Raw genomic sequence first — 25,058 nt, forward strand, 5'->3', positions numbered from 1 at the left:
CTACTCCCCGCCCTTCTGGATGAACGACTTCACGAAGTCCTCGGCATTGGTCTCGAGCACGTCGTCGATCTCGTCCAGGATGTCGTCGACGTCCTCGTCCAGAGCCTCCTTGCGCTCGGCGACGTCGCTCTCCGGGGCGGTCTCGACGGCGTCCTCGGTCTCCGAGGACTTCCGCGGCTGCTTCTGCTCCTGTGCCATGCTCCCAACCTATCCACACCCACCGACAGACCGGGGGCAACGACGGTCGATTTCTCGCAGAGAGAACATGCGCGTCGCCCGGTCCGACGACCGGTCTCCGCGCGGCCGGTCAGGAGCCGGTCAGCGCCGCGAAGAGCTCCTCGGCGGTCTCGGACCGGTCCATCAGCTCACCGACGTGACGCCTCGTGCCGCGCAGCGGGTCGATGGTCGGGACACGCTGCAGGGACTCCCGGCCGGGCAGGTCGAAGATGACCGAGTCCCAGGACGCCGCGGCCACGTTGGCGGAGTACTTCTCCAGGCACCGGCCGCGGAAGTAGGCCCGCGTGTCGGTGGGCGGCTCGTGCATCGCCGCCTCGATGGACGCCTCGTCGAGCAGCCGCTCGATGCGGCCCGCGCGCACCAGCCGGTGATAGAGCCCCTTCTCGGGACGGATGTCGGCGTACTGCAGGTCGATGAGGTGGAGCTTCGCGTCGTCCCAGTCCAGGCCGTCGCGGTCGCGGTAGGACTGCAGCAGCTTCAGCTTCGCCACCCAGTCCAGCTCGGCCGCGCACAGCATCGGGTCGCGCTCGAGGCGGTCCAAGACCGACTCCCAGCGATCCAGCACGTCCTTCGTCTGAGGGTCCGCGTCCGCGCCGTACCGGTCCTCGACGTACTTCTTGGCCAGGTCGAGATACTCCAGCTGCAGCTGTACGCCGGTCAGCGACCGCCCGTCGCGGAGCGTGACCGTGTGCGTCAGCGTCGGGTCGTGGGAGACCGCCCGCAGCGCCGAGACCGGGCCGTCGACGCTGAGGTCGCGGGCGATGAAGCCGTCCTCGATCATGGCGAGCACGAGCGAGGTGGTCCCGACCTTGAGGTAGGTGGAGACCTCCGCCAGGTTGGCGTCGCCGAGGATGACGTGGAGGCGGCGGTACTTCTCGGGGTCGGCGTGGGGCTCGTCGCGGGTGTTGATGATCGGTCGCTTGAGCGTCGTCTCGAGGCCGACCTCGACCTCGAAGAAGTCGGCGCGCTGGGAGAGCTGGAAGCCGTGCTTCTTGCCGTCCTGCCCGATCCCGACGCGGCCCGCGCCGGTGATCACCTGGCGGCTCACGAAGAACGGCGTCAGATGCCGGACGATGTCGGCGAACGGCGTCGAGCGCCGCATGAGGTAGTTCTCATGGGCGCCGTAGGACGCGCCCTTGTTGTCGGTGTTGTTCTTGTAGAGCGTGATCTGGGGGTTGCCCGGGAGCTGCGACGCCGCCTTGGTCGCGTCGAGCATCACCTGCTCCCCCGCCTTGTCCCACCGCACCGCGTCGAGCGGGGTCGTCACCTCGGGGGTCGAGAACTCCGGGTGGGCGTGGTCGACGTACAGCCGGGCGCCGTTGGTCAGGATGACGTTGGCCAGGCCGAGGTCCTCGTCGGTCAGCTGGCTGGGGTCCGCGACGTGGCGGCTCATGTCGAAGCCGCGGGCGTCGCGCAGCGGCGACTCCTCCTCGAAGTCCCAGCGCGCGCGCCGTGCCTTGAGCGTCGATGACGCATAGGCGTTGACCACCTGCGACGAGGCGACCATCGGGTTGGCCTGCGGCTGACCTGTGACGGAGATGCCGTACTCCACCTCCGTGCCCATCACGCGTCGCACACTCATACGGCGAGCCTACGCGTGCGGTGTGCGCGGCGTCTGCGGCACGCAGCGAGCGGGGCCCGCGCCATCGGCGGTGGCGCGGGCCCGCTCGGTGCCCGGGCGTGCTCATCGGAGCCCGTCGGGCCGTGCGGTCAGGGCCGGACCTCGTAGACGAGGTTGAACGGCGTCTCCGCGGCGCGCCGGAACCGCGTGAACCCGGCCGACTCGGTGACGCTCCGGATGGCGGCCTCGCCCGCCTGCGCGCCCAGGGTGCGGTGGGCGCCCTGGGAGACCGCGTTGGGGACGCAGAGGAACGCCGAGAACGAGTAGTAGACCCGCCCGACCGGGTTCAGGTTGTCCTCGACGGTGTCGCCCGCGAACGGCTCGACGATCATCCAGGTCCCGTCGTCGGCCAAACGCTCCTGGACGTGCGCGGCCGCGGCGTCGGGATCACCCATGTCGTGGAGGCAGTCGAAGGTCGTCACCAGGTCGTAGGGCCCGCCGTGGAACGAGCCCGCGCCCGCGACCTCGAACGTCACCCGGTCACCGAGGCCCTGCTCGGCCGCATGCTGCCGGGCAGTCTCGATCGATCCCTCGTGATAGTCCGAGCCGGCGAACGTCGCCGCCGGGAAGGCCTGGGCCATGAGGATCGTCGAGGCGCCGAGGCCGCAGCCCACGTCGGCCACGGCGCCCCCGGCGCGGAGCTTCGCCTCGACGTCGTCGAGGGAGGGCAGCCAGCTCGACATCAGGTTGGCGGAGTAGCCCGGTCGGAAGAACCGCTCGGTGCCGCTGAAGATGTCCTTGTCGTGCTCGTGCCAGCCGATCCCGTCACCGGTGCGGAACGCCTCGACCAGGCGTGGCGCCGCGCGGAGCGCTCCCAGCGCCAGCTCGAACGCTCCGGGCAGGAAGACCGGTCCGTCGGGGTTCGTCAGCGCGAACGCCTGCTCGGGCGTGAGGGAGTAGTTCTTGCTCTCCGGGTCGTACTGGACGTAGCCGCCCGCCGCCTGGCCACGTAGCCACTCCTCGACGTACCGCACCGCCGTGCCGGTCAGGGACGCCAGCTGGTCCGGGCTCTTCGGCTCTCCCGCCAGTGCCCGGTAGAGCCCCAGCCGGTCGCCGACGACGATCCCGCCCGCGCCGATCGTCGCCCCCAGGTCGACGACGAAGTGGTGGAGGAACTCGTTGAACCGGTCTTCGTCGAAGGTGTCGGCCGGTGCTGAGGGCGCCTCCGTCGCCTCCGGGGCGGGCGCCTGGGTGGCCGTCGGCGGGACCGCCATGTCCACCGTCGTCTCCGTCCCCGGATCCCTCGCCGTGCCTACCGCCGGGTCCATCGCTGTGCCCATCGCTCTCTCCCTCGTCTCGTGGTCTACTGGGATCGGTCACCACGAGTTCTACGGCGGGCCGCGGGCCCCTCTCGTCCGCAGTCGCTACCGAGATCCGAGGTCGCCACTACCGACCTCGAGCCGCGAGGCATAGCGCGCCGCCGCCTCCCGGCGCGTGGCCACCCCGAGCTTGAGCAGGATCGCGGCGACGTGGCTGTCGACCGTCCGGACCGACACCACCAGGCGCTCGGCGATCTCGGCGTTCGTCAGGCCCTCACCGACCAGCGCCAGCACGTCACGCTGCCGCGCGGTGAGGCCCGCCGGATCCGCGCGGGTCGGTGCCGCAGGACCGCGTGGGACGTGCACCGTCCCCCGAGCACGCAGCCGGCGTCGTACGTGCCGGGCGAGCGGCGCTGCGTCCAGCCGGTCCAGCATCGTGAGTGCCGCCAGCAGCGCCTCCTCGTCGTCGAGGTCGGCGAGCGCCTCCGCCTCGTGGTAGGGGCAGCCGGCGGCACGCCAGGCGTACGCCGCCTCGCGGGACCTCCCCACGGCCTGCAGCGCGTACGGCGTCGCCGCCACCTCCCCGGAGGGCGTCGAGACCACCAGGTCCCGTAGGTCGCGGACGGGTACGGGGGCGCCCGCCTTCCCCAGCCGGTAGGCGAGCTCGGCACGCAGCGCGGGATCGCCGAGCGCGACGGCGTCGGCGTACACCGGGAGTGCTGCCTCGACGGCCGCGGGACCCCCGCCGTGCAGCCAGGCCTCCTCCAGCGCGACGGCCGCGACCGGTCCCGTGCGCTGGAGCTCGGCGAGACGCTCCGCGTGCGCACGGGCATCCCGGACCAGCTGGGCCGCCTCCGCTCGCCCCGTGCGTACGGCGACCGCGGCGAGCACCGTCAGCGCGACGGCACGGGCCGGGGCGGCCGTGACGGGGATCCGGGACGCGGCGTCACGTGCGCCTGCCCAGTCCGCGCGGGCGAGGGCGAATCGAGCCCACAGGCCTTGGAGGTACTGCCAGAAGTTGAGGAACTCGACCCGTTCCGCGAGGGCGGAGCCCTCGACGAGGAGCGGCTCGGCGCCCGCGAGGTCGAAGACGTCGAGGAGACCCCACGCAAGGTTCACGTAGGCGCGACAGGCGTCCTCGTGGTCATCGACCTGCCGGGCCACCGCGATCGCCTCCTCCAGGTGCGCCCGACCCGCGTCCGGGCTCCCCCGCATGAGGCTGGTGCCGAGGTTGTTCAACGCATGGGAGAGGATCGGCGCGTCGCCCAGCCGGCGGGCCAGGCCGATGGCCCGGGTGGCGAGCGGGATGGCGTCGTCGTTGTCGTTGGCGAGCATGGCGAGCTGGGACTGGTTGCTGAGGCAGAGCGCCAGCAGACGCGGGTCGTCGGCGCGCGCCGCCACGTCGGAGGCCTCCCGGGCCGCTGCCTCCGCGAGCTGTCGGTGGCCGTCGAACCACGCCATCCGGGACAGCCAGCGCAGGCTGAACCCGAGCGCCCCGAGGTCCGGCAGCCCCTGGCGGAGGGCGACGGCGCGCTGCTCCGCCGGGACCGACGCACGACCGACGGTGTAGAGCTCGATCGCGTAGGCCTCCCACAAGCTCGCTCGCTCGGTGGGCCCGAAGCGGTCGTCGTGCGCGAGGACCGTCTCGTAGTGCGCGACCGCCTCACGGTGGGCTCCCGAGGCCGACGCCTCGCGCGCAGCGACGGGGCCGTGGCGTACGACGGCGTCGACGTCTCCGCAGGCCACCGCGTGGTGCACGAGCCGGCTGACGTCGGGGTGCTCCAGGCTCTCCAGCGCCGCCAGGGCCGACCGCTCGAGCTCGACACGCCGGGAGCCGGGCAGCGAGTCCGCGACCGCGCGTCGGGTGAGCTCGTGGCGGAAGGAGACCACCTCGGGGCGCACGGTGAGGAGCCCACGCTCCTCGGCGGTCCGCAGCCTCCCCCAGCTGCCCGGAACCAGCGCGTCGGCGAGCTCCCGCTCGACCGCACCGGGGACGACGGCGAGCTGCTCCAGCAGGTCCTGAGCCGCGGGCTCAAGGCGACGCAGCCGGCCGAGGACGGCGTCCACCACGGTCGGCGGCACCTCCGCGCCACGCGCGGACGCCACGATCTCCGAGACGAAATACGGGTTGCCATCGGTCAGCGCATAGACCGCCGCCGGGTCGACGGAGCGGTCGGCATCGCCGTCGGCGTGGCGGGCGTCGGCGACCGCCACGGCCACCGCTTCCGGGGAGAGCCGACGCAGCGGGAGACGGAGCACAGGCCCGGCCTGGGCGAGATCGCCCAGCAGCGTCCCGAGCGGATGGTCGCGCACCAGTTCGTCGTCGCGATAGGTGAGCACCAACGCCACCGGCAGTGTCGTGATCCGACGCGCCAGGAAGCGGAGCGTGTCGAGGGTCCCCTCGTCGGCCCAGTGGACGTCCTCCAGGACCAGCATCGTCGCGGCCTCACGCGCGAGCTCGGCAGGCAGCGCCGCCATCACCCGGTCACGCTCGCCCGTGCGCAGCGCCGCGGACAGCTCGGCGCCGACGGAGCCCACCAGGTCACGGAACGGGCCCAGCGCGCGTGGCGTGGACAGCGCGTCGCAGTAGCCGACCAGCAGCCGCGCCTGCGCCGGCAGCCGGGCGTGCAGCGCCCGCACGAGGCTGGTCTTGCCGATTCCGGCCTCGCCGTGGACCAGCACCACTGTCCCGTTCCCGCGCGCGGCGGAGCGCGCCGCGGCCCCGAGAGCCGTCAGCTCGTCGCTGCGCTCGAGCAACCGCCCTCCCACGACCTCGATCGTGATGCCACCCCCGCCTTCCCCGCAACGGACCTTCGACCCGTTCGCAGCGTGAGCCGTCCACCCACCCACCTACGCTGACGACGTGACTGTGACGATCCGGTCGGCCACCGCCGCCGATCTCGGCGCCTGCGACGAGATCTGTCTGCGCACCGGCTGGTCGGGCGAGGACGCGACGGCCTACTACACGGACCCGGCTCTCCTCGGCCAGGTGTACGCCCGGCCCTACCTGCTCCTTCCCGAGGGCATCGGCTTCGTGGCCGAGGATGCCGCGGGCGTCGCGGGCTATGTCCTGGGCACCCCGGACACGCGGCGCTTCGAGGAGGCATGCGAGCGACACTGGTGGCCGGCATTGCGCGCTCGCCATCGCGATCCGGGGACGTCGTCGCCCGTCGGGCTCAGCCCCGACGACCGGCTGCACGCGCTGATCCACCGGCCGGTGCCGGCCCCGGAGGAGGTGATTGCGGATTTCCCCGCCCATCTCCACATCGACCTGCTCCCCCGTCTCCAGGGATCCGGGACCGGGCGCGTGCTCATCGAGCGCTTCCTCGGCCGGCTGGAGGCGGCGGGTGTCCCCGGCGTGCATCTCGGCGTCGGCCGGGCCAACGAGCGGGCCGTCGGCTTCTATCGCCACCTCGGCTTCACGACGCTCCTGGAGCGACCCGACGCGCTCGTGCTAGGACACCGGCTGGGCTGAGGACGTGGGTCCACTCCCGCGCAACGGCGCCGGCGCCGGGCGGGAGCACCCGGGCACTGCGTGGATGCGACCAGGGCGGTGCGACCACATCCGCCGGGGAGACGTCGGGCGTGTCACGCCCTAAGGTCGAAGCGTGCCTGACGACGACAACTCCGCCCGCGCCATCGCCGCGGCCGAGGCACTCGGCCTGGACGCCACCGTGACGCGACACGGTCCGGTCTCGTCCCTGGCCGAGGCTGCGGCCGCGCGCGGCCTCCAACCCCGCCAGATCATCAAGACGATGGTGATCCGGGTCAGCGACGCTGATCACCGGTTCGTCCTCGTGCCCGGCGACCGCGAGATCGCGTGGGCGAAGCTCCGCAGCCTCCTCGGCGTCAACCGGCTCACCATGGCCAGCCAGCAGGCGGCGTACGACGCCAGCGGCTATGTCCGCGGGACGATCACGCCCCTCGGTTCGCTGCGCCCGCTGCCCGTCATCGCCGACGAGCGGGTCACCGGGACCGTCTCGATCGGTGGCGGCGCCCACGGGGTCGCACTCACCGTCGACGCGGCGGCACTGCTGCCGGCGCTCGGAGCGACAGTCGCCGACGTGACCGAGCCCGCGTCGTAGCCCGGGGCCGACGCACACAACAGCCGAGTCGGCGTCCATGGACGCCGACTCGGCAACGGTGTTTTAGAGGTACTGACCGGTGTTGGCGACCTGCTCGATCGAGCGACCCGGCTCGGTGCCCTGCTTGCCGGTGATGAGGGTGCGGATGAAGACGATCCGCTCCCCCTTCTTGCCGGAGATCCGGGCCCAGTCGTCGGGGTTCGTGGTGTTGGGCAGGTCCTCGTTCTCCTTGAACTCGTCGACGCAGGCCTGGAGCAGGTGGGAGACCCGGAGGCCCTTCTGCCCGTCGTCCTGCTCGGAGTCGAGGAAGGACTTGATCGCCATCTTCTTCGCCCGGTCGACGATGTTCTGGATCATCGCCCCGGAGTTGAAGTCCTTGAAGTAGAGGACCTCCTTGTCACCGTTGGCATAGGTGACCTCGAGGAAGCGGTTCTCGTCGGACTCGGTGTACATCCGCTCGACGGTCGCGCGGATCATCGCCGCGACCGTCGCCTCCCGGTCGCCACCGAACTCGGCCAGGTCGTCGGGGTGCAGCGGCAGCTGGGGGACGAGGTACTTGCTGAAGATGTCCCGCGCGGCCTCGGCGTCGGGTCGCTCGATCTTGATCTTCACATCGAGACGCCCCGGGCGCAGGATCGCCGGGTCGATCATGTCCTCGCGGTTGGAGGCGCCGATGACCAGGACGTTCTCCAGCAGCTCGACGCCGTCGATCTCGCTCAGCAGCTGCGGGACGATGGTGTTCTCCACGTCGGAGGACACACCGGTCCCGCGGGTGCGGAAGAGCGAGTCCATCTCGTCGAAGAAGACGATGACCGGGGTCCCCGACGACGCCTTCTCACGCGCACGCTGGAAGACCAGGCGGATGTGGCGCTCCGTCTCGCCGACGTACTTGTTGAGGAGCTCGGGCCCCTTGATGTTGAGGAAATAGGACTTCCCCTCCGCACCGGTGCGGGTCGCGACCTTCTTGGCGAGGCTGTTGGCGACCGCCTTGGCGATCAGCGTCTTCCCGCACCCAGGCGGGCCGTAGAGCAGCACGCCCTTCGGCGGCTTGAGCTGGTGCTCCTTGAAGAGCTCCGGGTAGAGATAGGGCAGCTCGACCGCGTCCTGGATCATCTCGATCTGGCCACCGAGGCCGCCGATCGAGTCGTAGGCGATGTCCGGGACCTCTTCGAGGACGAGCTCCTCGACCTCCGACTTCGGGACCTTCTCGTAGACGTAGCCCGAGCGCGGTTCGAGCAGGAGCGAGTCACCGGCCCGGATGACGTCACCGCGCAGCGGCTCGGCCAGCCGGACCACCCGCTCCTCGTCGGCGTTCGCGATGACCAGGGCGCGCTCACCGTCCGCGAGCATCTCCTTGAACATCACCACCTCGCCGACCTTCTCGTAGTCGAGTGCGTCGACGACGTTGAGTGCCTCGTTGAGCATGACCTCCTGGCCGTAGCGCAGCGCGTCGAGATCCACGTTCGGCGAGACCGTCACCCGGAGCTTGCGGCCCCCGGTGAACACGTCGATCGAGTCGTCCTCGTTGCGCCCGAGGAAGGTGCCGAAGCCGGCCGGCGGCTGCGCCAGCCGGTCGACCTCCTCCTTGAGCTTGAGGATCTGCTCCCGCGCCTCGCGCAGCGTGGCGGCGAGCCGCTCGTTCTGCGACGTGACGGCGGCCAGGGAGCGCTGCGCGTCGGCGAGCCGCGCCTCCAGACCGCGGGAGGATCCCGGCATCTCACTCAGGCGCCGGCGCAGGTCGGTGACCTCCGCTTCGAGAAAACGCGCGTGGCTCTCGAGCTCCTCCCGACTCTGCGGGGTGGAGGGAAAACCTTCGGATGTCGACATCTGCCACACCTCCTAGACCAGTGACCCTACCCGCGGAGAAGGCCAAAGGAAGAGAGGTTTCGGCGGTGCCGGACACATTTGATCGGTCACGATTTGGTCGCGACCCGATCGCGGACCGGACGCCGAGACGTCACCCTGGGGCTGTGCGCGGTGGCTGGGCCACGCAGGTATCCCCCCGAGCGCTGGTTCAGTCGGTCACGGAATCGTCCGCGAGCACCGGCGCGTCGGCGGGTCGCGGTCCCGTGTAGTCGGGACCGTAAGCACCCGGCGCGGGGCGGCGGGTCTTGCGCGGCGGTCGCTGACCCGACGCGAGCCGGCGCGCCGTCACGAGGAAGGCGGTGTGCCCGATCATCTTGTGACCGGGGCGTACGGCGAGGCCCTCGACGTGCCAGTCGCGCACGAGCGACTCCCATGCCTGCGGCTCGGTGAAGCCGCCGTGGACCCGGACGGTCTCCATGAAGCGGGAGAGCTGCGTCGTCGTCGCGACGTAGGCGCACAGGATGCCGCCGGGATAGAGCGCGTCCGCGGCCGCGTCCACGCACTCCCACGGAGCGAGCATGTCCAGGATCATCCGGTCGCAGCGCTCGCCGCGGGCGGGGAGAGCGACCTGGAGGTCGCCGAGCTCGAGCTCCCAGTTGGGGTGGCACTCGCCCGGCGGCGTACCGAAGAACTGATCGACGTTCTTACGGGCGACCTCGGCGAACTCCTCACGCCGCTCGAACGACATCACCCGGCCGTAGGGGCCGACGGCGCGCAGCAGCGAGCAGGTGAGCGCGCCCGAGCCGACCCCCGCCTCCACGACGCGCGCGCCCGGGAAGATGTCGGCCATCGCGACGATCTGGGCGGCGTCCTTCGGGTAGACGACCGCGGCACCACGCGGCATCGAGACGACGAACTCGGAGAGCAGCGGACGGAAGACGAGATATTCGCCGCCGGTCGATGCGGTGACCGTGAAGCCCTCGTCACGGCCGATCAGCTCGTCGTGGTCGATGTGACCCTTGTTCGAGAAGAACCGCTTGCCGGGCACGAGCTCGAAGTTGTGGCGACGGCCCTTCGTGTCGGTCAGCCGCACCCACTCCCCGGCGCGCAGCGGGCCGCGGTGGACGCCCGCGCGGGCTTCGGCAGGGACGTCGGGGACCTGCGTGCTCGGCGGTGCGGCCGTCGGTGTCGTCACCGCGGTCTCGGCGGGCTGCTCGGGCTCGATCGGGAGGTCGGACACGAAAGGTGAGGTTAGTTCGCCGCCCGCTTGAAGGCCGCATCGACGTCGGCGGTGGCGAGGACCCCGAAGATCGACCCGTCGTCCTCGAGGAGGAGATACTCCGCGGCGGGATTGCGGGTGATCGCCATGATGAGCTCCTCCCCTCGGATCGTCACCGGGAGCGATAGGCCGTCGTCCAGCTGGCGGGCGACCGCCGAGGTGGCCATCCACGGGCGGCGGTCGGACGGGGTGGCCAGCAGCGCCGCCTCGTTGACGACACCGATCGGCTGTCCGGAGGTCGTCACGGTGACGATGCTTCCGGCCTGGGCCTCCTGCGCCCGGCGTACGGCTTCGGAGAGCGGCAGGTCAGCAGGCACGGCGAGCGTACGACGGGCGAGGTCACGGGCGACGAGGTCCGGCAGCCGGGAGCGCACCCGGGCGGCCGCCATGGCCGCGCTCGCCCCGCTCCACAGGAAGAGGGCGATCACGACGGCGAGCACGAAGTCGACTCCGGCGGGCCGCTGGTCGAGGAACGTCTCCTGGGCGAACGGCCAGAGCAGCACCAGGACCGCGAACACGCGGCCCACCCAGCCGGCCACCATGGTGCCGCGGTGGACGTTGTGGGTCAGGCCCCACACGGCCGACTTCAGCACGCGCCCGCCGTCGAGCGGGAGCCCCGGGACGAGGTTGAGCGCGGCGACGAACAGGTTGGCCCCGGCCAGTCCCTGGACCGCCATCCGCAGCAGTCCGGCGGGCTCGAGCAGCAGCAGCGCGAGCGCCACGCCGCCGACGGCCAGCGACGTCAGCGGTCCCACGACCGCGATCCAGAACTCGTGGCGGGGTCGCCGCGCCTCGTCCTCGATCGCGGTCGCGCCCCCGAGGAAGTGCAGCGTGATCGCGCCGACCGGGTAGCCGTAGTGCCGCGCGACGTAGGCGTGCGCAGCCTCGTGGAGCAGCACCGAGCCATAGAGGATCACCGCGAAGGCCAGGCCCGCGACGTACTTCCACGCGCCGAGCCCCGGGGTCACCTCCTCGACCCGTGGCGAGACCATCACCGCGATGAGGATGGCGACGAGGAACCACGAGGAGGTGACGATCACGTCGCTGCCCGCGATGGTGCCCAGCTTGATGGCGCCCGGCGGGCGCGGGCGGGACGGGCCGGGGTGATGCTCAGACACTCTGAGAGGCTACTCGACCGCCGGTCGTGTGCGGGCGGCGAGGCCGGGGCTGTCGGTGCGGTCGCCTAGGGTCGGCTACGTGAGCGTGCAGCAGGAGTCCCCCGCCGTCCCCCTCTCGACGCCGATCGACGGCGTCGACGTCCTCGGCGCGCTCTCCCCCAGTCGGGCCGGAGACTTCGTGACCTGCCCCCTGCTCTACCGCTTCCGCACGATCGACCGGCTGCCCGAGCCGCCCTCGCCTGCCGCGACCCGCGGCACGGTCGTCCACAAGGTGCTCGAGCAGCTCTTCGACCTGCCTGCCGCCGACCGCACGCCCGCACGGGCGCAGGAGCTGCTCGAGCCCGCCTGGGCCGCGATCCTCGAGGCGGCTCCCGAGCTGGTCGACCTCTTCCCCGACGACGAGGACGGCGACGAGGCGGCGGCGTGGCTCGCCTCGTGTCGGACCGTGCTCGAGCGCTACTTCACTCTCGAGGATCCGCGCCGTCTCGAGCCCGCCGAGCGCGAGCTCTACGTCGAGACCGTCCTCGACTCGAGGCTGCTCCTGCGTGGCTTCATCGACCGGGTCGACATCGCGCCCGACGGGCGCGTGAGAGTGGTGGACTACAAGACCGGGCGCGTGCCTGCGCCGGGCTTCGAGGCGAAGGCGCTCTTCCAGCTCAAGTTCTATGCCCTGGTCATCTGGCGGACGCGCGGCGTCGTGCCGGCGATGCTGCAGCTGATCTACCTCGGCAGCGGCCACGTCCTGCGCTACGTCCCCGACGAGGCCGACCTGCGCGCGACCCAGCGGAAGGTGGAGGCCATCTGGCAGGCGATCCGCGCTGCCGAGTCCTCGGGCGACTGGCGGGCCAGCCCGAGCAAGCTATGCAGCTGGTGTGCCCACCAGGCGCTCTGCCCGGCGTACGGCGGCACTCCCCCGCCACTGCCGGGCTCGGCCTCGCCGGAGGCCGCGGGCGACGACACGGACCTGGACTGAGGCGCTCACGGCAGGAGGGCCGGCAGGTCCGCCTTGGTGAGCCCGGCGAGCGTCGGCCGGAAGATGCGTCGTGGGCCGGCGAGCACGGGCACGTGGTTCTCGACGACCAGGACGGTGCAGCCGGCCGCCTCAGCGGACTTGGCGCCGGTGTTGGAGTCCTCGATGGCCAGGCACTCCTGTGGCCGCACGCCGAGCGCGGCCGCCGCGGTGAGGTAGGGCTCCGGGTGGGGCTTGCCCTGCTCGACCTGGTCGCCGGTGACGACGACGCTGAAGGTCTCCGGTGGGAGCTCGGCCAGGATCGGGGCGACGAAGCGCTGGTACGACATCGTGACGAGCCCGCAGCGGATTCGGTGATCGTGGAGGTCCGCGAGCAGCTCACGGGCGCCCGGGCGCCAGGGAACCGACTCCTCGACTCGGGCGACGACACCGTCGAGCAGGGCCTCGACGATCTCGTCCGGGCTGAGCTCGAGCCTCATCCGCTGCTTGATGTAGCGGCCGGACTCCAACAGGTCGTTGCCGACGAGCGACAGCGCGTCCTCGCGGGACCACGCGGCGTCGTACTGCTCCGCGAGGGCGAACTCGGTGTCGATCCAGTACGGCTCGGTGTCCACCAGGGTCCCGTCCATGTCCCACAACGCGGCCGCCAGCTTCACGTCCGGATCCTTTCACAGCCCGGTCACCTTCGCTCCGCCCGTGGGGAACGAGTGGTGCGCCAGAGCAGGAGCCATGACAATGCCTGCAAGGTCGCGATGATGGCGGCCAGGACGGTGATGCTGTGGTCGACGAGGGAGCCTGCGAGGGCTCCGCCGGCGAGGGACCCCAGGCCTTGGACCGCGGCGAACACGCCGTAGGCGGTGGCGCGGCGGCTCGAGGGGACGAGGTCGGCGACGTACGCCTTCACAGTGGAGTCCTGGATGCCGGTGGCGGTGCCCCAGATCGCCACTCCGACGAGCACCAGCCACAGCCGGGTCGCGAAGACGCAGACAGGTAGTACCGCGACGAGCACCGGAACGAGCAGCAGCACCCGTCCGCCCTTGCGGTCGAAGAGGTGACCGGTGCCGAGTGCCGCAACTGCCTCGACCGCCATGGCGACGGCGTACACGAGTGGGACCGCGGCCAGCGAGACCAGTCCTGCCTGGACGAACCGATATGACATGACGCCGAAGGTCATCAGGCCGGCGGTCGTCAGAGCGGCGGACAGGGCGAACAGGTGGAACGCTCGCGGTAGGTCGCTGGCGATCGCGGCCTTGCCCAGCGCTGCGAGCAGGCTGGATGCCGGGGCCGCCGCAGTCTGGTCGTCGTGCTCGGGCTCGGAGGTGATCGGGGCGCGCCGGCGCAGTTGGGCCAGAAGCAACAGCGCGAGCGCTCCAGGAACGGCGAGGAGCGCGAAGCCGGGCCACAACACCCCCGTGAGCGCGGCGACTCCGGCGAGCAACAGCGGTCCGGAGAAGGCACCGATCTGGTCGAGTGCCTTGTGTACGGCGAACCCCTTGCCCCGGCCGGTCGAGGTAGCCATGCGCGCCAGGAGCGCGGACTTGGCCGGGCTGCGGACGGCCTTTCCAGTGCGCTCGAGCATGATGAGGGTCGCGGCGACCGCGAGGCCGGCGCTGCCGAGGAACGCAGTGATCGCGAGAAGTGGGACGCATACCGCGGTCATGGCGTAGCCGATGACTGTCAGTCGCCAGTGGTTGTCGCTGCGATCGGCCCAGACTCCGGTTCCCAGCCGTAGGACCAGGGCGACGGCTTCCCCTGCGCCGGTGATCAGGCCGACGGTGAGTGCAGACGCGCCGAGAGTGCCCAAGAAGGGGCCGGCCATGGCGCGCATGCCCTCGTAGACCATGTCAGCAGCGAGACTGACCAGTCCGAAGGCGACGACGGTGCGCCACGCGGACCAGGCTCCGGCACGGGAACCTGACGCTGCGTTCTGGCGCGCGGCTGGCCGGCTCACGCGACCCGAGTCTCGCAGGCGCCTCGCTGGCAGTGGTCGCAGAGGGCACTCCGAGGCACGGTCCGCAACCGGAACGCCGCCGGCGCGACGGGTCGCCCGGGTTCTGTCATGTGGCGGACGGTAGGGAGGGTCAGATGAACGGTTGATGAATCGCGCCACTCGCGCGGCGGACCGGCCGTCTTCCTCGGCCGGTGGACCGCCTTCTTCCGGGCCGTGATGCCCGGAATCGCAGGGCTGAGCCGAATGCGCTATCCGGTGTTCCTGATCTGGAACGCCATCGGCGGCATCAGCTGGGGTGTCACATTCAGTCTCGTCGGATACTTCGCCGGGGCTTCGTACGAGCGGGTCGCCTCCACCATCGGGGAGGGAGCCGCCATCGTCGTACTCGCCGCTCTCGTCGTGTGGCGCGTGCGACGGCACCGGCATCCGTCGGGCCGGGGTACGGCCGATGAGAGGCAAAGAGAAGCTTCCGTGGTTGCGGTCGGTACCCGGGCCCAGTGTCAGTCCTCCGGGTCGTAGCCGAGGTTCGGGGCCAACCAGCGCTCGGTGTCCTTCATCGTCCAGCCCTTGCGGCGGGCGTAGTCGGCGACCTGGTCCTGGCCGAGACGGCCCACGACGAAGTACTGCGACTGAGGGTGGCTGTAGTAGAGGCCGGACACCGACGCACCCGGCCACATCGCCATTCCGTCGGTCAGCTTGATGCCGGTGTTGGTCTCGACGTCGAGGAGGTCCCAGATGGTGCGCTTCTCGGTGTGGTCGGGACAGGCCGGGTAGCCCGGCGCGGGACGAATCCCGGTGTAGCGCTCGGCGATGAGGTCGTCGTTGGATGCCTGCTCGTCCGGGGCGTAGCCCCAGAACTCGGTCCGCACCCGCTGGTGGAGGCGCTCCGCGAACGCCTCCGCGAGCCGGTCACCGAGCGCCTCGACGAGGATCGCGGAGTAGTCGTCGAGCGCCGCACGGAACTCCTGCACCTTCTCCGGCAGGCCGATCCCGGCCGTCACCGCGAACGCGCCGATGTGGTCGCGCAGCCTGGTCGACGCGGGCGCGACGTAGTCGGCCAGCGACCGGTTGGGGATCCCCTCGCGGTGGACCCCCTGCTGGCGCAGCTGGTGGAGCACCGTCCGCGTCTCGGTCCGCGCGTCGTCGGCCCACACGGTGATGTCGTCGGGACCGGTCGCGTTGGCCGGGAAGAGTCCGTAGACGCCGCGCGCCGTCACCCACTTCTCGGCGATCATCTGGTCGAGCATCGCCTGGGCGTCGTCGTACAGCTTGCGGGCAGCCTCACCGGTCTGCGGGTTGTTGAGGATGTCGGGGAACCGACCCTTCATCTCCCACGCGTTGAAGAACGGCTGCCAGTCGATGAACTCGCGCAGCTCCGCCAGGTCGTAGTCGTCGAGGACCGTCACTCCGGGCGTCTTCGGCTGCGGCGGCTCATAGCCCTCCCACTCGATGGGGCTCGCGTTGGACTTGGCCTGGGCGTAGGTGAGCTGCGGCCGGTCCTGCTTCTGCGCGTGGCGGGCCCGCAGGCCGTCGTAGTCCGCCTTGATCTGCTCCAGGAGGACCGGCCGACGCTCGTCGCTCAGCAGCGCGGCGGCGGTCGGCACGGACCGGGACGCGTCCTTGACCCAGACGACGGGGCCGTCGTACTTCGGATCGACCTTGACCGCCGTGTGGGCGCGGCTCGTGGTCGCGCCGCCGATGAGCAGCGGGATCGTCAGGCCGAGACGCTGCATCTCGCCGGCGAAGTTCACCATCTCGTCCAGCGAGGGCGTGATGAGACCGGACAGGCCGATCATGTCGGCGCCCACCTCGGCCGCGGTGTCGAGGATCTTCTGGGCCGGCACCATCACGCCGAGGTCGATGACCTCGTAGTTGTTGCACTGGAGCACGACGCCGACGATGTTCTTGCCGATGTCGTGCACGTCGCCCTTGACCGTGGCCATGACGACCGTGCCGTTGGTGTCCTTCTGCGCCGCGAGCTCGGGGTTGTTGGCCTTCTCCTCCTCGATGAACGGGATGAGATAGGCCACCGCCTTCTTCATGACGCGGGCGCTCTTGACCACCTGCGGGAGGAACATCTTGCCGGCGCCGAACAGGTCGCCGACGACGTTCATGCCGTCCATGAGCGGGCCCTCGATCACCTCGATCGGCCGGCCTCCACGGGCGGCGATCTCCTGACGCAGCTCTTCGGTGTCGGCCTCGGCGTAGGTGTCGATGCCCTTGACCAGCGCATGGGTGATGCGCTCGGCGACCGGGAGGCTGCGCCACTCCTGCGCCTGCTCCTCCGCCTCCTGGCCGGTCTTGTTGTAGTTGCCGGCGATCTCCAGGAGCCGCTCGGTCGCGTCGGCTCGGCGGTTGAGGACCACGTCCTCGATCCGCTCGCGCAACGTGTCGTCGATCTCGCTGTAGGGCACGAGCTGGCCGGCGTTGACGATGCCCATCGAGAGCCCCGCCGCGATCGCGTGGTAGAGGAACACCGCGTGGATCGCCTCGCGCACGGGGTTGTTGCCGCGGAAGCTGAAGCTGACGTTGGAGATGCCGCCCGAGATCTTCACGCCCGGGAGGTTCTGCTTGATCCAGCGGGTGGCCTCGATGAAGTCGACGCCGTACGTCGCGTGCTCCTCGATGCCGGTCGCGACCGCGAAGACGTTCGGGTCGAAGATGATGTCCTGCGGGTCGAAGCCCACCTGATCCACCAGGATGCGGTAGGCGCGCTCGCACACGGCGATCCGGCGCTGGTAGCTGTCGGCCTGGCCGTCCTCGTCGAAGGCCATGACGACCGCCGCCGCGCCGTACCTCTTGCAGAGGCGGGCGTGCTCGATGAAGATCTCCTCCCCCTCCTTGAGGGAGATGGAGTTGACGATCGGGCGGCCCTGCACGTTCTTCAGGCCGGTCTCGATGACGTCCCACTTCGAGGAGTCGATCATGACCGGCACCCGGCTGATGTCGGGCTCGGAGGCGATCAGCTTGAGGAAGCGGTCCATCGCCGCGACCCCGTCGATCATGCCCTCGTCCATGTTGACGTCGATGACCTGGGCGCCGTTCTCGACCTGCTGGGCCGCGACGGTCAGCGCGGTGTCGTAGTCGCCCGCCTTGATCAGGTTGCGGAACTTGGCCGACCCGGTGATGTTCGTCCGCTCGCCGACGTTGACGAAGAGGCTGTCGGCCTTGACCGCGAACGGCTCGAGGCCGGAGAGCCGCAGCGCGGGCTCGATCGTGCTCGGCGTCCGGGGGGCGAGCCCCTCGACCCGGCGTGCGATCTCGGCGATGTGAGCCGGCGTGGTCCCGCAGCAGCCGCCGACGAGGTTGACGAAGCCCGCTCCCGCGAACTCGTGCAGGTGGCCGGCCGTCTCCTCCGGGCCTTCGTCGTACTCCCCGAAGGCGTTGGGCAGGCCCGCATTGGGGTAGCAGGACACGAAGGCGTCCGACACCCGGGCGAGCTCGGCGATGTAGGGACGCATCTCCTTCGCGCCGAGGGCGCAGTTGAGGCCCACGAGCAACGGCTCAGCGTGGCGCACGGAGTCCCAGAACGCCTCCGTGACCTGACCGGACAGCGTGCGCCCCGAGGCGTCGGTGATGGTGCCGGAGATGACGATCGGCCAGCGCCGGCCGTACTCCTCGAAGACGCTCTGCACGGCGAAGATCGCTGCCTTCGCGTTGAGGGTGTCGAAGATGGTCTCGATGAAGATGAGGTCGGCGCCGCCCTCCAGCAGACCCTTCGTGGCGGTGGCGTACGCCGCCACGAGCTCGTCGTAGGTGACGTTGCGCGCACCCGGGTCGTTCACGTCCGGGCTGATGCTGGCCGTCCGGCTGGTCGGACCGAGCGCCCCGGCGACGTACCGCGGCTTCTCGGGGGTGCTGAACTCGTCCGCGACCTCGCGGGCGAGCCGTGCCGACTCGTAGTTGAGCTCGTAGGCGAGCTCCTCCATGCCGTAGTCGGACTGCGAGATCACAGTGGCGTTGAACGTGTTGGTCTCGATGATGTCGGCACCTGCGGCGAGGTACTCGCGGTGGATGCCGACGATCAGCTCCGGCTGGGTCAGCGACAGCAGATCGTTGTTGCCGACCACGTCCGTGGGCCAGTCGGCGAAGCGCTCGCCGCGGTAGCCCGCCTCGTCGGGCCGGTCCCGTTGGATCGCCGTCCCCATGGCGCCGTCGAGCACCATGATCCGCTCGCGAAGGATCGCGGTCAGGTCCTCGGTCGGGTCGGGGCGCAGGCTCACGGTGACAGGCTCCTCACTGGCCGCGGGGCCACGGCCGATACAAGGCTACGTACAGCGTCCCGGGCCGGAGCGCCGTTCCCAGATCGTGACACCCCCCATCTTGGGGGCCGAAATCCCCGGACCGGCCGGCCCGGCTCCCATCTGGTGATGCTGGCGGACGCGGCCCTCCACCCGAGGCCCTAGTGTGGAAGGGTGATCGAGATCGAGGAGACCCATGCGCTGGTCGACCCCGTCGTCATCGCCGCCTTCGAGGGCTGGAACGACGCGGCCGACGCGGCCTCTGCCGCCGTCGACCACCTGATCAACGTCTGGGGCGCGCGCGTGGTCGCCACCATCGATCCCGAGGACTTCTACGACTTCCAGGTCAACCGGCCGATGGTCGGCACCGACGAGCGCGGGCATCGCCGGCTCACCTGGCCCACGACGCAGATCGCCGTCTGCTCGCCACCCGACCTGGACCGCGACATCATCCTCGTGCGCGGCCTGGAGCCGAACATGCGCTGGCGCCAGTTCTGTGCGGAGATCCTGGCCGGTGTCGACGACCTCGGCGGCCAGCTCGTCGTCACGCTCGGGGCGCTGCTCGCCGACACGCCCCACACCCGGCCCATCCCGGTCAACGGCACCGCCACGGAGCCGGAGCTCGTCGACCGGCTGCAGCTGGACTCGCCGTCGTACGAGGGACCCACCGGCATCGTCGGTGTCCTCCAGGACGCGTGCGTCAAGCTGGACATCCCCGCCGTGTCGTACTGGGCCGCGGTCCCCCACTATGTCGCCCAGCCGCCGTGCCCGAAGGCGACCCTCGCGCTCGTCAACCAGCTCGAGGAGCTCCTGCAGTGCGCGATCCCCCTCGGTGACCTGCCCGAGGACGCCCGCGCCTGGGAACGCGGCGTCGACGAGCTCGCGAGCGAGGACGAGGACATCGCCGACTACGTCCGCGCGCTCGAGGAGACGCGGGACACGACCGACCTGCCCGAGGCGTCGGGCGAGGCCATCGCGCGAGAGTTCGAGCGCTACCTCCGCCGCCGCTCCGAGGACTCCTGAGCGAGCGTCCCCGGCTTCGCGGGGCGTCGTACGCCGCCCGAGCGCGCGCGGCCGGTGCGGAACGGTCGAGTCGGCGTAGATGGACGCCGGCTCGGCGTCAGAGGCTGAGGCCGAGGGCCGCGTCCACGAGGGCGGCGATCGTGGCGCCGGCGGTGGCGTCGGAGGTCTCGGCGAGGCCCGAGGTGCCGAGCGTGGCGTCCACCCACGACTGGACCGCGGCGACGGCGCGCGGAGCGTCCAGGTCGTCGGCGAGGGCCGCGAGGACGGTCTCGGCGACCGGCGCGGCGTCCGCGCCGCGGCCGAGCGCGACGGCCCTGCGCCAGTCAGCGAGGGTGTCGACGGCGTCGAAGAGCTGGTCGTCGGTCCACTCCCAGTCGCTGCGGTAGTGGTGGCGCAGCAGGACGAGCCGGATCGCCATCGGGTCGACCTCGCTGTTGCGCAGCGCGGAGACGAACACGAGATTGCCGCGCGACTTCGACATCTTGTGACCGTCGTAGGCGACCATGCCGCCATGGGTGTAGACGCGGGCGAACTCGCGGCCGGCGGCGTGGGCGTGGCTCGCGGACATCTCGTGGTGGGGGAAGACCAGGTCGGAGCCGCCGCCCTGGACGGTGAACCCCGCGCCGAGGTAGGTCAGCGCGATCGCCGAGCACTCGATGTGCCAGCCGGGTCGTCCCGGGCCGTACGGCGAGGGCCACGACGGCTCCCCCGGACGCTCGGCGCGCCACACCAATGGGTCGAGCGGGTCCTTCTTGCCGGGCCGGTCCGGGTCGCCGCCGCGCTCGGGGAAGATCGCGAGCATCTCGTCGCGGCTCATCCGTGACTCGGCACCGAACCGCTCGTCGGAGGCCACCGAGAAGTAGAGGTCGTCGTCGACGCGGTAGACCGCGCCCGCCTTCTCCAGCTCCGCGATGAGCTCGAGGAAGAGCGGGATCGACTCGACCGCACCGGCGTACGTCGCCGGCGGGAGGACCCGCAGCGCCTCCATGTCCTGCCGGTAGAGCTCGGTCTCGCGCTCGGCGAGCTCGACCCAGTCGACACCGACCAGCGTGGCCCGCTCGAGCAGCGGGTCGTCGACGTCGGTGACGTTCTGCACGTAGGTGACGTCGTGGCCGGCGTTGAGCCAGGCACGGTAGAGCAGATCGAAGGCGACGAACGTGTTCGCGTGGCCCAGGTGGGTGGCGTCGTACGGCGTGATCCCGCAGACGTAGAGCGAGCGCCGATCGTCCCCGGTGTCGGTCGTCACGACCTCGCCCGAGGCGTGGTCGTAGAGCGAGACCTCGGGCCCCTTCAGCGGAAGCGTGGGGAACGCGGGGGCAGACCAGGAACGCATGACCTGCACTCTACTGACGGGCCGAGCCGCCTCAGAACGGCGGCCACGGGATGACGTGCCAGTCACCCCGGGGCGCCGGCAGCGCACCCTCGGCCAGCAGCCGGTCGCAGCGCTCGGCGAGGGCCTCGACGTCCCAGTAGGCGAGGTACGGCGACAGCGACTCCTCCAGGGCGCCGTCGAGCCCCGCGCGGACCGCGCGGACCCCCGCGACCTCCTCGTCGGTGAGCGGCGAGCCCATCCACCCCCACAGCACGGTCCGCAGCTTCGGCTCGCTGTGGAAGGTGAGACCGTGGTCGCAGCCGTAGCGGTGGCCGTCGGCCATCTCGAGCACGTGGCCACCCTTGCGGTCGGCATTGTTGACGACCACGTCGAAGACCGCCATCCGACGCAGCGCCGGCGTGTCCTCGTGGACGAGGGAGACCGGCTCGTCACCGGCGCCGACGCCGTCGAAGACGTGCAGGTAGCCGTCCGGGACGCGTCCCTCCGGAACGATCGTCACGGCCTCCTGGGCAGGGTCGACCTCGCACCAGCGTTGCACCATGCCCACGCCGTGTGGGCCCTCGCGGAGCCAGGTCTCGGGCACGACCCCCCAACCCAGGGCCTCCGAGACGAGGTAGGCCGCGATCTCCCGGTGGGCGAGGTTGCCGTCCGGGAAGTCCCACAGCGGCCGCTCCCCCGACACCGGCTTGTAGACGACGGCGACGCCGCCGATGCTGCCCACGAACGTCGCGTTCGAGGCGACCCGGATGCGACCGTGGAGCACCAGCTCGTCGTCGTACAGGTCGAGGGCCGGCTCGCTCATCGCCGGCCCCTCAGACCGGGTCACGGCGCTTGAAGCCGTTCGCGCGCACGCACAGGTGCCCCTCGGGGTCGATCGGCTCTCCGCAGAACGGGCAGCTCGGACGCCCGGCCTCGACCACCAGCTCGGCCCGCTTCACGAACGCCCGGGCATGGGCGGGGTCGAGCCTCACCAGGAGCACCTCCTCGGGCTCCGGCTCCTCGTCCTCCTCGCCGACCTCGAGCTCGTCACCCAGATCCGCGCTGTCCACGAACGGGAAGACCTCGACGACCACCCGCTCCTGCTGCGGGTCCCAGGAGAGCGTCATCGTGCCGACCCGGAACTCCTCGTGGATCGGCTGCTCGAGGGGGTTGGTGTCCTCAAGGTCGTACGGCGCGACCGCGGGCACCACCGTCGAGGAGCTGCTCATCACCTCGTCGAGCAGCTCGTCGAGCCGCTCCGCGAGGGCCGCGACCTGCTGCTTCTCCAGCGCGACGGTCACCAGCCGGGTGCCGGCCCGGGCCTGCAGGAAGAACGTCCGGGAGCCGGGCTCCCCCACGGTGCCCGCGACGAAGCGCTCGGGCGGGTCGAAGGCGTGAACGACTGGCATGGTCCAACCCTATTCGCTGGTCGGTCGGCCCTCAGGCCGGTCCCGCGCCACCACCGACGACCGCGTCGGCGGACTGCGCGCGCCCCCGCGGGCCGCCCTTGCGACGGGTCTTCTTCTTGGGCGCGAGCCAGGACAGGTCGCCGGCGTGCGTGTTGGTCGCGAGCACGAACGGACGGGTCTCGGTGTAGCGGATGATCGAGACCGAGGCCGGGTCGACGCTGATGCGCTGGAAGAGGTCGAGATGCATGCCGAGCGCGTCGGCGAGGACCGACTTGATGATGTCGCCGTGGCTCACCGCGAGCCAGACGCCGGCGTCGCCGTACTCCTCCTGCACAGCGGCGTCGTGCCGGCGTACGGCGGCGACCGCGCGCGCCTGCATCGCCGACATCGCCTCGCCACCGGGGAAGACCGCCGCCGAAGGCTGGGTCTGGACCGTTCGCCACAGCCTCTCCTTGGCGAGATCGCGGATCTTCTGCCCCTGCCACTCGCCGTAGTCGCACTCACTCAACCCACGCTCGGTGACGACCGGGAGCGCCTCGCCGTCACGCTCGGCGAGGATCAGTCTCGTCGTCTGCTTGCAACGCTCGAGCGGACTGGAGACCACCCGCGCCAGGGGCACCGGCACGAGCCGCTCCCCCGTCCGCTGCGCCTGCGCCTGTCCGGTCTCGTCCAGCTTCACACCGGGCAGCCGGCCGGCGAGCGTCCCGCTCGCGTTGGCGGTGGTCCGGCCGTGTCGGACGAGGATGAGCGTCGCCATGCGCCCGAGAGTAGCTAGCCTGCGAAGGTGATCGTCGACAGTGCCCTCTACCGAGGCGGTGAGCGGGTCGACCTGCACTGCCCTCCACACGACTACGTGACCTTGCGCTCGGGTGTGCAGCAGCACGGCGACTTCGTCTGGCTCGGGCTCTACCAGCCGAGCGAGCGCGAGCTGGCGGAGGTCGCGGAGGCGTTCGAACTCCACCCGCTGGCCGTCGAGGACGCGTTCAAGGCCCACCAGCGCCCGAAGCTCGAGCGCTACGACGACGCGCTCTTCCTCGTCATCAAGACGCTTTGGTACGTCGACGAGGACGACGCCGTCGAGACGGGTGAGGTCAACATCTTCCTCGGCCGGGACTACGTCGTGACCGTCCGTCACGGACGCGGTTCCAGGCTCGCGCCCGCCCGACACCTGCTGGAGGCGGAGAACGACGTCCTCACCCAGGGCCCGTTCTCCGCGGTGTACGCCGTCGCGGACTTCATCGTGGACGGCTATCTGTCCGTCGTGGCGGACCTGACCGAGGACGTGGACGAGGTCGAGACGTCGGTCTTCTCCGAGGAGCGCACCCGCGACTCCAAGAGGATCTACGCCCTCAAGCGCGAGCTGGCGGAGGTGCGCCGCGCGGTGATGCCGCTGCGCGAGCCGGTCCGACGCTTCGCCAACGGCGACCCCACCGTGGTCCAGGCCGGGCTCGACGAGGACCTGCAGCCGTTCTTCCGCGACGTGCTCGACCACCTGAACGCCGCGGCGGAGAGCGTCGACAGCCTCGACTCGCTGCTCTCCTCCGCCTTCGAGTCCCACCTCGCCCGCATCTCGCTCCAGCAGAACGACGACATGCGCAAGATCTCCGCCGGCGCGGCGCTGGTCGTCGTGCCGACCCTCATCGCCGGCGTCTATGGCATGAACTTCCACCACATGCCGGAGCTCGGCTGGCGGTTCGGCTATCTCTACGCGCTGCTGCTGATGGCCGCCTCGGTCGCCGGGCTGTGGGTGTTCTTCCGCAAGTCCGGCTGGTTCTGACCCGTGTGATGGCGCGGGTGACGGTCAGCGTGCGCCGGAGCGCACGGTGAGGGTCACACCGTCTGCTGCTCAGGTCGGCGAGACGACCCCGAGGCCGAGCAGCACGAGCAGCACGACGCCGAGCGCCACGCGGTAGGGCACGAAGCGGCCGATCGAGTGGTGCGAGACGAAGCGCAGCAGCCACGCGACGCTGGCGTAGGCGACGACGAAGCTCACCAGCGTGCCGACGACGACGGGACCCGCGCTGATGCCATGGACGTCCTTGAGCTCGTAGAGCCCGGCGGCGGTGAGCGCCGGGATCGAGAGGAAGAAGCTGAGCCGGGTCGCGGTGACGCGGTCCAGGCCGCGCAGCAGCCCGGCCGAGATGGTCGCACCGGACCGGGACACGCCGGGGATCAGCGCGACGCACTGGACGAGCCCGATGATGATCGCGTCCTTCATCCCCAGCTGCTTCTCGCCGCGCTCCTGGCGCCCTGCCCGCTCGGCCCAGACCATGACCGCGCTCCAGGCGATCAGGGCCCCGGCGACCCACCACAGCGAGCGCAGCGGGCCGGAGATGACGTCCTTCGCGAGCAGTCCGACGATGCCGATCGGGATCGTGCCGACGATGGCGTACCAGCCCATCCGGTGCTCGAGGGTGCCGCGGTACTCCGGCTTCGCCAGCCCCTTGAACCAGCCGCCGACGATGGCGACGATGTCGCGGAAGAAGTAGACGAAGACGGCCGCGATGGCGCCCATCTGGATGACGGCGGTGTACGCCGTCACCGCGGCATCGTCGATCTCGAGGCCGAGGGCCTTCTCGGCGATCGTCAGATGCCCAGTGCTCGACACCGGCAGGAACTCGGTGAGGCCCTCGACGATGCCCAGGACCACGGAGTCCAAGTAGTTCATGTGCAGCTTTCCGGTACGGCGGCGGGACAGCCCCGAAGCCTAGGGGGTCGCACCTGAGCGGATCATGAACACTCCCGGG

At 70.9% G+C, this 25,058-nt stretch carries 20 protein-coding genes and 1 pseudogene; 6 read left to right on the top strand and 15 right to left on the bottom strand.

Features of this window, described 5'->3' with window-relative positions:
* From AB3X52_RS05550 to AB3X52_RS05565, 4 genes are all read right to left on the bottom strand, one after another.
* A complete protein-coding gene (locus AB3X52_RS05550; RefSeq protein ID WP_367992115.1) occupies nucleotides 1–198 on the bottom strand; it encodes a ubiquitin-like protein Pup in 198 nt (65 codons plus the stop codon).
* A gap of 109 nt (nucleotides 199–307) precedes the next feature.
* A complete protein-coding gene (dop, locus tag AB3X52_RS05555) occupies nucleotides 308–1,819 on the bottom strand; it encodes a depupylase/deamidase Dop (protein ID WP_367992117.1) in 1,512 nt (503 codons plus the stop codon).
* A 128-nt stretch (nucleotides 1,820–1,947) separates the two neighbouring features.
* The gene (locus AB3X52_RS05560) at nucleotides 1,948–3,138 is read right to left on the bottom strand and encodes a class I SAM-dependent methyltransferase (protein WP_367992119.1); all 1,191 of its coding nucleotides are present in this window, start codon (nucleotides 3,136–3,138) and stop codon (nucleotides 1,948–1,950) included.
* Nucleotides 3,139–3,222: 84 nt separating this feature from the next.
* Nucleotides 3,223–5,886 (bottom strand): ATP-binding protein, encoded by a 2,664-nt coding sequence (locus AB3X52_RS05565; RefSeq protein ID WP_367992121.1) that lies wholly within the window; start codon nucleotides 5,884–5,886, stop codon nucleotides 3,223–3,225.
* 94 nt (nucleotides 5,887–5,980) lie between these two features.
* Here AB3X52_RS05565 and AB3X52_RS05570 point away from each other — a divergent pair, with 94 nt between their 5' ends.
* Together AB3X52_RS05570 and AB3X52_RS05575 are read left to right on the top strand one after the other, a co-directional pair.
* Nucleotides 5,981–6,592, top strand: coding sequence for a GNAT family N-acetyltransferase (locus tag AB3X52_RS05570; RefSeq protein ID WP_367992123.1), 612 nt, complete (start codon nucleotides 5,981–5,983; stop codon nucleotides 6,590–6,592).
* 133 nt (nucleotides 6,593–6,725) lie between these two features.
* Nucleotides 6,726–7,202 carry an aminoacyl-tRNA deacylase gene (locus AB3X52_RS05575; protein ID WP_367992125.1) on the top strand — a complete coding sequence of 159 codons (477 nt, stop codon included), beginning with the start codon at nucleotides 6,726–6,728 and terminating at the stop codon, nucleotides 7,200–7,202.
* Nucleotides 7,203–7,265: 63 nt separating this feature from the next.
* On the opposite strand, the gene arc is transcribed toward AB3X52_RS05575, so the two are convergent.
* The 3 genes from arc to AB3X52_RS05590 all read right to left on the bottom strand — a co-directional run bounded on the left by arc (nucleotide 7,266) and on the right by AB3X52_RS05590 (nucleotide 11,405).
* Nucleotides 7,266–9,029, bottom strand: coding sequence for a proteasome ATPase (gene arc / locus AB3X52_RS05580; protein ID WP_367992127.1), 1,764 nt, complete (start codon nucleotides 9,027–9,029; stop codon nucleotides 7,266–7,268).
* 187 nt (nucleotides 9,030–9,216) lie between these two features.
* Nucleotides 9,217–10,119 (bottom strand): tRNA (adenine-N1)-methyltransferase, encoded by a 903-nt coding sequence (locus AB3X52_RS05585; RefSeq protein ID WP_367992286.1) that lies wholly within the window; start codon nucleotides 10,117–10,119, stop codon nucleotides 9,217–9,219.
* 140 nt (nucleotides 10,120–10,259) lie between these two features.
* On the bottom strand, nucleotides 10,260–11,405 hold the full coding sequence (locus tag AB3X52_RS05590; RefSeq protein WP_367992129.1) for a site-2 protease family protein: 1,146 nt from the start codon (nucleotides 11,403–11,405) through the stop codon (nucleotides 10,260–10,262).
* 79 nt (nucleotides 11,406–11,484) lie between these two features.
* Here AB3X52_RS05590 and AB3X52_RS05595 point away from each other — a divergent pair, with 79 nt between their 5' ends.
* Nucleotides 11,485–12,378, top strand: coding sequence for a RecB family exonuclease (locus AB3X52_RS05595; RefSeq protein WP_367992131.1), 894 nt, complete (start codon nucleotides 11,485–11,487; stop codon nucleotides 12,376–12,378).
* 5 nt (nucleotides 12,379–12,383) lie between these two features.
* Here the strand turns inward: AB3X52_RS05595 and AB3X52_RS05600 are convergent, their stop codons facing one another.
* Both AB3X52_RS05600 and AB3X52_RS05605 read right to left on the bottom strand, forming a co-directional pair.
* Nucleotides 12,384–13,031, bottom strand: coding sequence for an HAD family hydrolase (locus AB3X52_RS05600; protein ID WP_367992133.1), 648 nt, complete (start codon nucleotides 13,029–13,031; stop codon nucleotides 12,384–12,386).
* A 23-nt stretch (nucleotides 13,032–13,054) separates the two neighbouring features.
* Complete coding sequence (locus AB3X52_RS05605) at nucleotides 13,055–14,326, bottom strand: MFS transporter (protein WP_367992135.1); 1,272 nt, start codon at nucleotides 14,324–14,326, stop codon at nucleotides 13,055–13,057.
* 168 nt (nucleotides 14,327–14,494) lie between these two features.
* Here AB3X52_RS05605 and AB3X52_RS05610 point away from each other — a divergent pair.
* A pseudogene (locus AB3X52_RS05610) lies at nucleotides 14,495–14,845 on the top strand (DedA family protein); the annotation flags it as partial.
* Here the strand turns inward: AB3X52_RS05610 and metH are convergent.
* A complete protein-coding gene (gene metH / locus AB3X52_RS05615; RefSeq protein ID WP_367992137.1) occupies nucleotides 14,827–18,549 on the bottom strand; it encodes a methionine synthase in 3,723 nt (1,240 codons plus the stop codon). The pseudogene AB3X52_RS05610 and the gene metH overlap by 19 nt on opposite strands.
* A 192-nt stretch (nucleotides 18,550–18,741) precedes the next feature.
* Between metH and AB3X52_RS05620 the strand changes: the two genes are divergently transcribed.
* Complete coding sequence (locus AB3X52_RS05620; RefSeq protein ID WP_367992138.1) at nucleotides 18,742–19,590, top strand: PAC2 family protein; 849 nt, start codon at nucleotides 18,742–18,744, stop codon at nucleotides 19,588–19,590.
* A gap of 97 nt (nucleotides 19,591–19,687) precedes the next feature.
* Here AB3X52_RS05620 and mshC read toward each other — a convergent pair whose 3' ends face one another.
* The 4 genes from mshC to AB3X52_RS05640 are packed head-to-tail and all read right to left on the bottom strand — an operon-like array spanning nucleotide 19,688 to nucleotide 23,068.
* Nucleotides 19,688–20,923 (bottom strand): cysteine--1-D-myo-inosityl 2-amino-2-deoxy-alpha-D-glucopyranoside ligase, encoded by a 1,236-nt coding sequence (gene mshC, locus AB3X52_RS05625; protein WP_367992140.1) that lies wholly within the window; start codon nucleotides 20,921–20,923, stop codon nucleotides 19,688–19,690.
* 31 nt (nucleotides 20,924–20,954) lie between these two features.
* Nucleotides 20,955–21,725, bottom strand: coding sequence for an SCO1664 family protein (locus AB3X52_RS05630; protein WP_367992142.1), 771 nt, complete (start codon nucleotides 21,723–21,725; stop codon nucleotides 20,955–20,957).
* 10 nt (nucleotides 21,726–21,735) lie between these two features.
* The gene (locus AB3X52_RS05635) at nucleotides 21,736–22,311 is read right to left on the bottom strand and encodes a DUF3090 domain-containing protein (protein ID WP_367992144.1); all 576 of its coding nucleotides are present in this window, start codon (nucleotides 22,309–22,311) and stop codon (nucleotides 21,736–21,738) included.
* Nucleotides 22,312–22,342: 31 nt separating this feature from the next.
* Entirely contained in the window at nucleotides 22,343–23,068 is a 726-nt protein-coding gene (locus AB3X52_RS05640) for a histidine phosphatase family protein (RefSeq protein ID WP_367992146.1), read from the bottom strand.
* A gap of 27 nt (nucleotides 23,069–23,095) precedes the next feature.
* On the opposite strand from AB3X52_RS05640, the gene corA reads away from it, so the two are divergent.
* Nucleotides 23,096–24,088: a magnesium/cobalt transporter CorA gene (corA, locus tag AB3X52_RS05645; RefSeq protein ID WP_367992148.1), complete on the top strand. Its 993-nt coding sequence runs from the start codon at nucleotides 23,096–23,098 to the stop codon at nucleotides 24,086–24,088.
* 69 nt (nucleotides 24,089–24,157) lie between these two features.
* Here the strand turns inward: corA and AB3X52_RS05650 are convergent, their stop codons facing one another.
* Nucleotides 24,158–24,979, bottom strand: a complete 822-nt coding sequence (locus AB3X52_RS05650) for an undecaprenyl-diphosphate phosphatase (RefSeq protein ID WP_367992150.1) — start codon at nucleotides 24,977–24,979, stop codon at nucleotides 24,158–24,160.
* Between the last annotated feature and the right edge of the window lie 79 nt (nucleotides 24,980–25,058).

Origin of the sequence: Nocardioides eburneus (genome assembly GCF_040838215.1) — a bacterium.
Classification (GTDB): domain Bacteria; phylum Actinomycetota; class Actinomycetes; order Propionibacteriales; family Nocardioidaceae; genus Nocardioides; species Nocardioides eburneus.

What these genes read in the sequence shown, in the direction of transcription:
- AB3X52_RS05630 (WP_367992142.1), bottom strand. Translation starts at nt 21,725, where the DNA reads ATGAGCGAGCCGGCCCTCGACCTGTACGACGACGAGCTGGTGCTCCAC.
- AB3X52_RS05560 (WP_367992119.1), bottom strand. Translation starts at nt 3,138, where the DNA reads ATGGGCACAGCGATGGACCCGGCGGTAGGCACGGCGAGGGATCCGGGG.
- dop (WP_367992117.1), bottom strand. Translation starts at nt 1,819, where the DNA reads ATGAGTGTGCGACGCGTGATGGGCACGGAGGTGGAGTACGGCATCTCC.
- AB3X52_RS05635 (WP_367992144.1), bottom strand. Translation starts at nt 22,311, where the DNA reads ATGCCAGTCGTTCACGCCTTCGACCCGCCCGAGCGCTTCGTCGCGGGC.
- AB3X52_RS05650 (WP_367992150.1), bottom strand. Translation starts at nt 24,979, where the DNA reads ATGAACTACTTGGACTCCGTGGTCCTGGGCATCGTCGAGGGCCTCACC.
- mshC (WP_367992140.1), bottom strand. Translation starts at nt 20,923, where the DNA reads ATGCGTTCCTGGTCTGCCCCCGCGTTCCCCACGCTTCCGCTGAAGGGG.
- arc (WP_367992127.1), bottom strand. Translation starts at nt 9,029, where the DNA reads ATGTCGACATCCGAAGGTTTTCCCTCCACCCCGCAGAGTCGGGAGGAG.
- AB3X52_RS05550 (WP_367992115.1), bottom strand. Translation starts at nt 198, where the DNA reads ATGGCACAGGAGCAGAAGCAGCCGCGGAAGTCCTCGGAGACCGAGGAC.
- AB3X52_RS05640 (WP_367992146.1), bottom strand. Translation starts at nt 23,068, where the DNA reads ATGGCGACGCTCATCCTCGTCCGACACGGCCGGACCACCGCCAACGCG.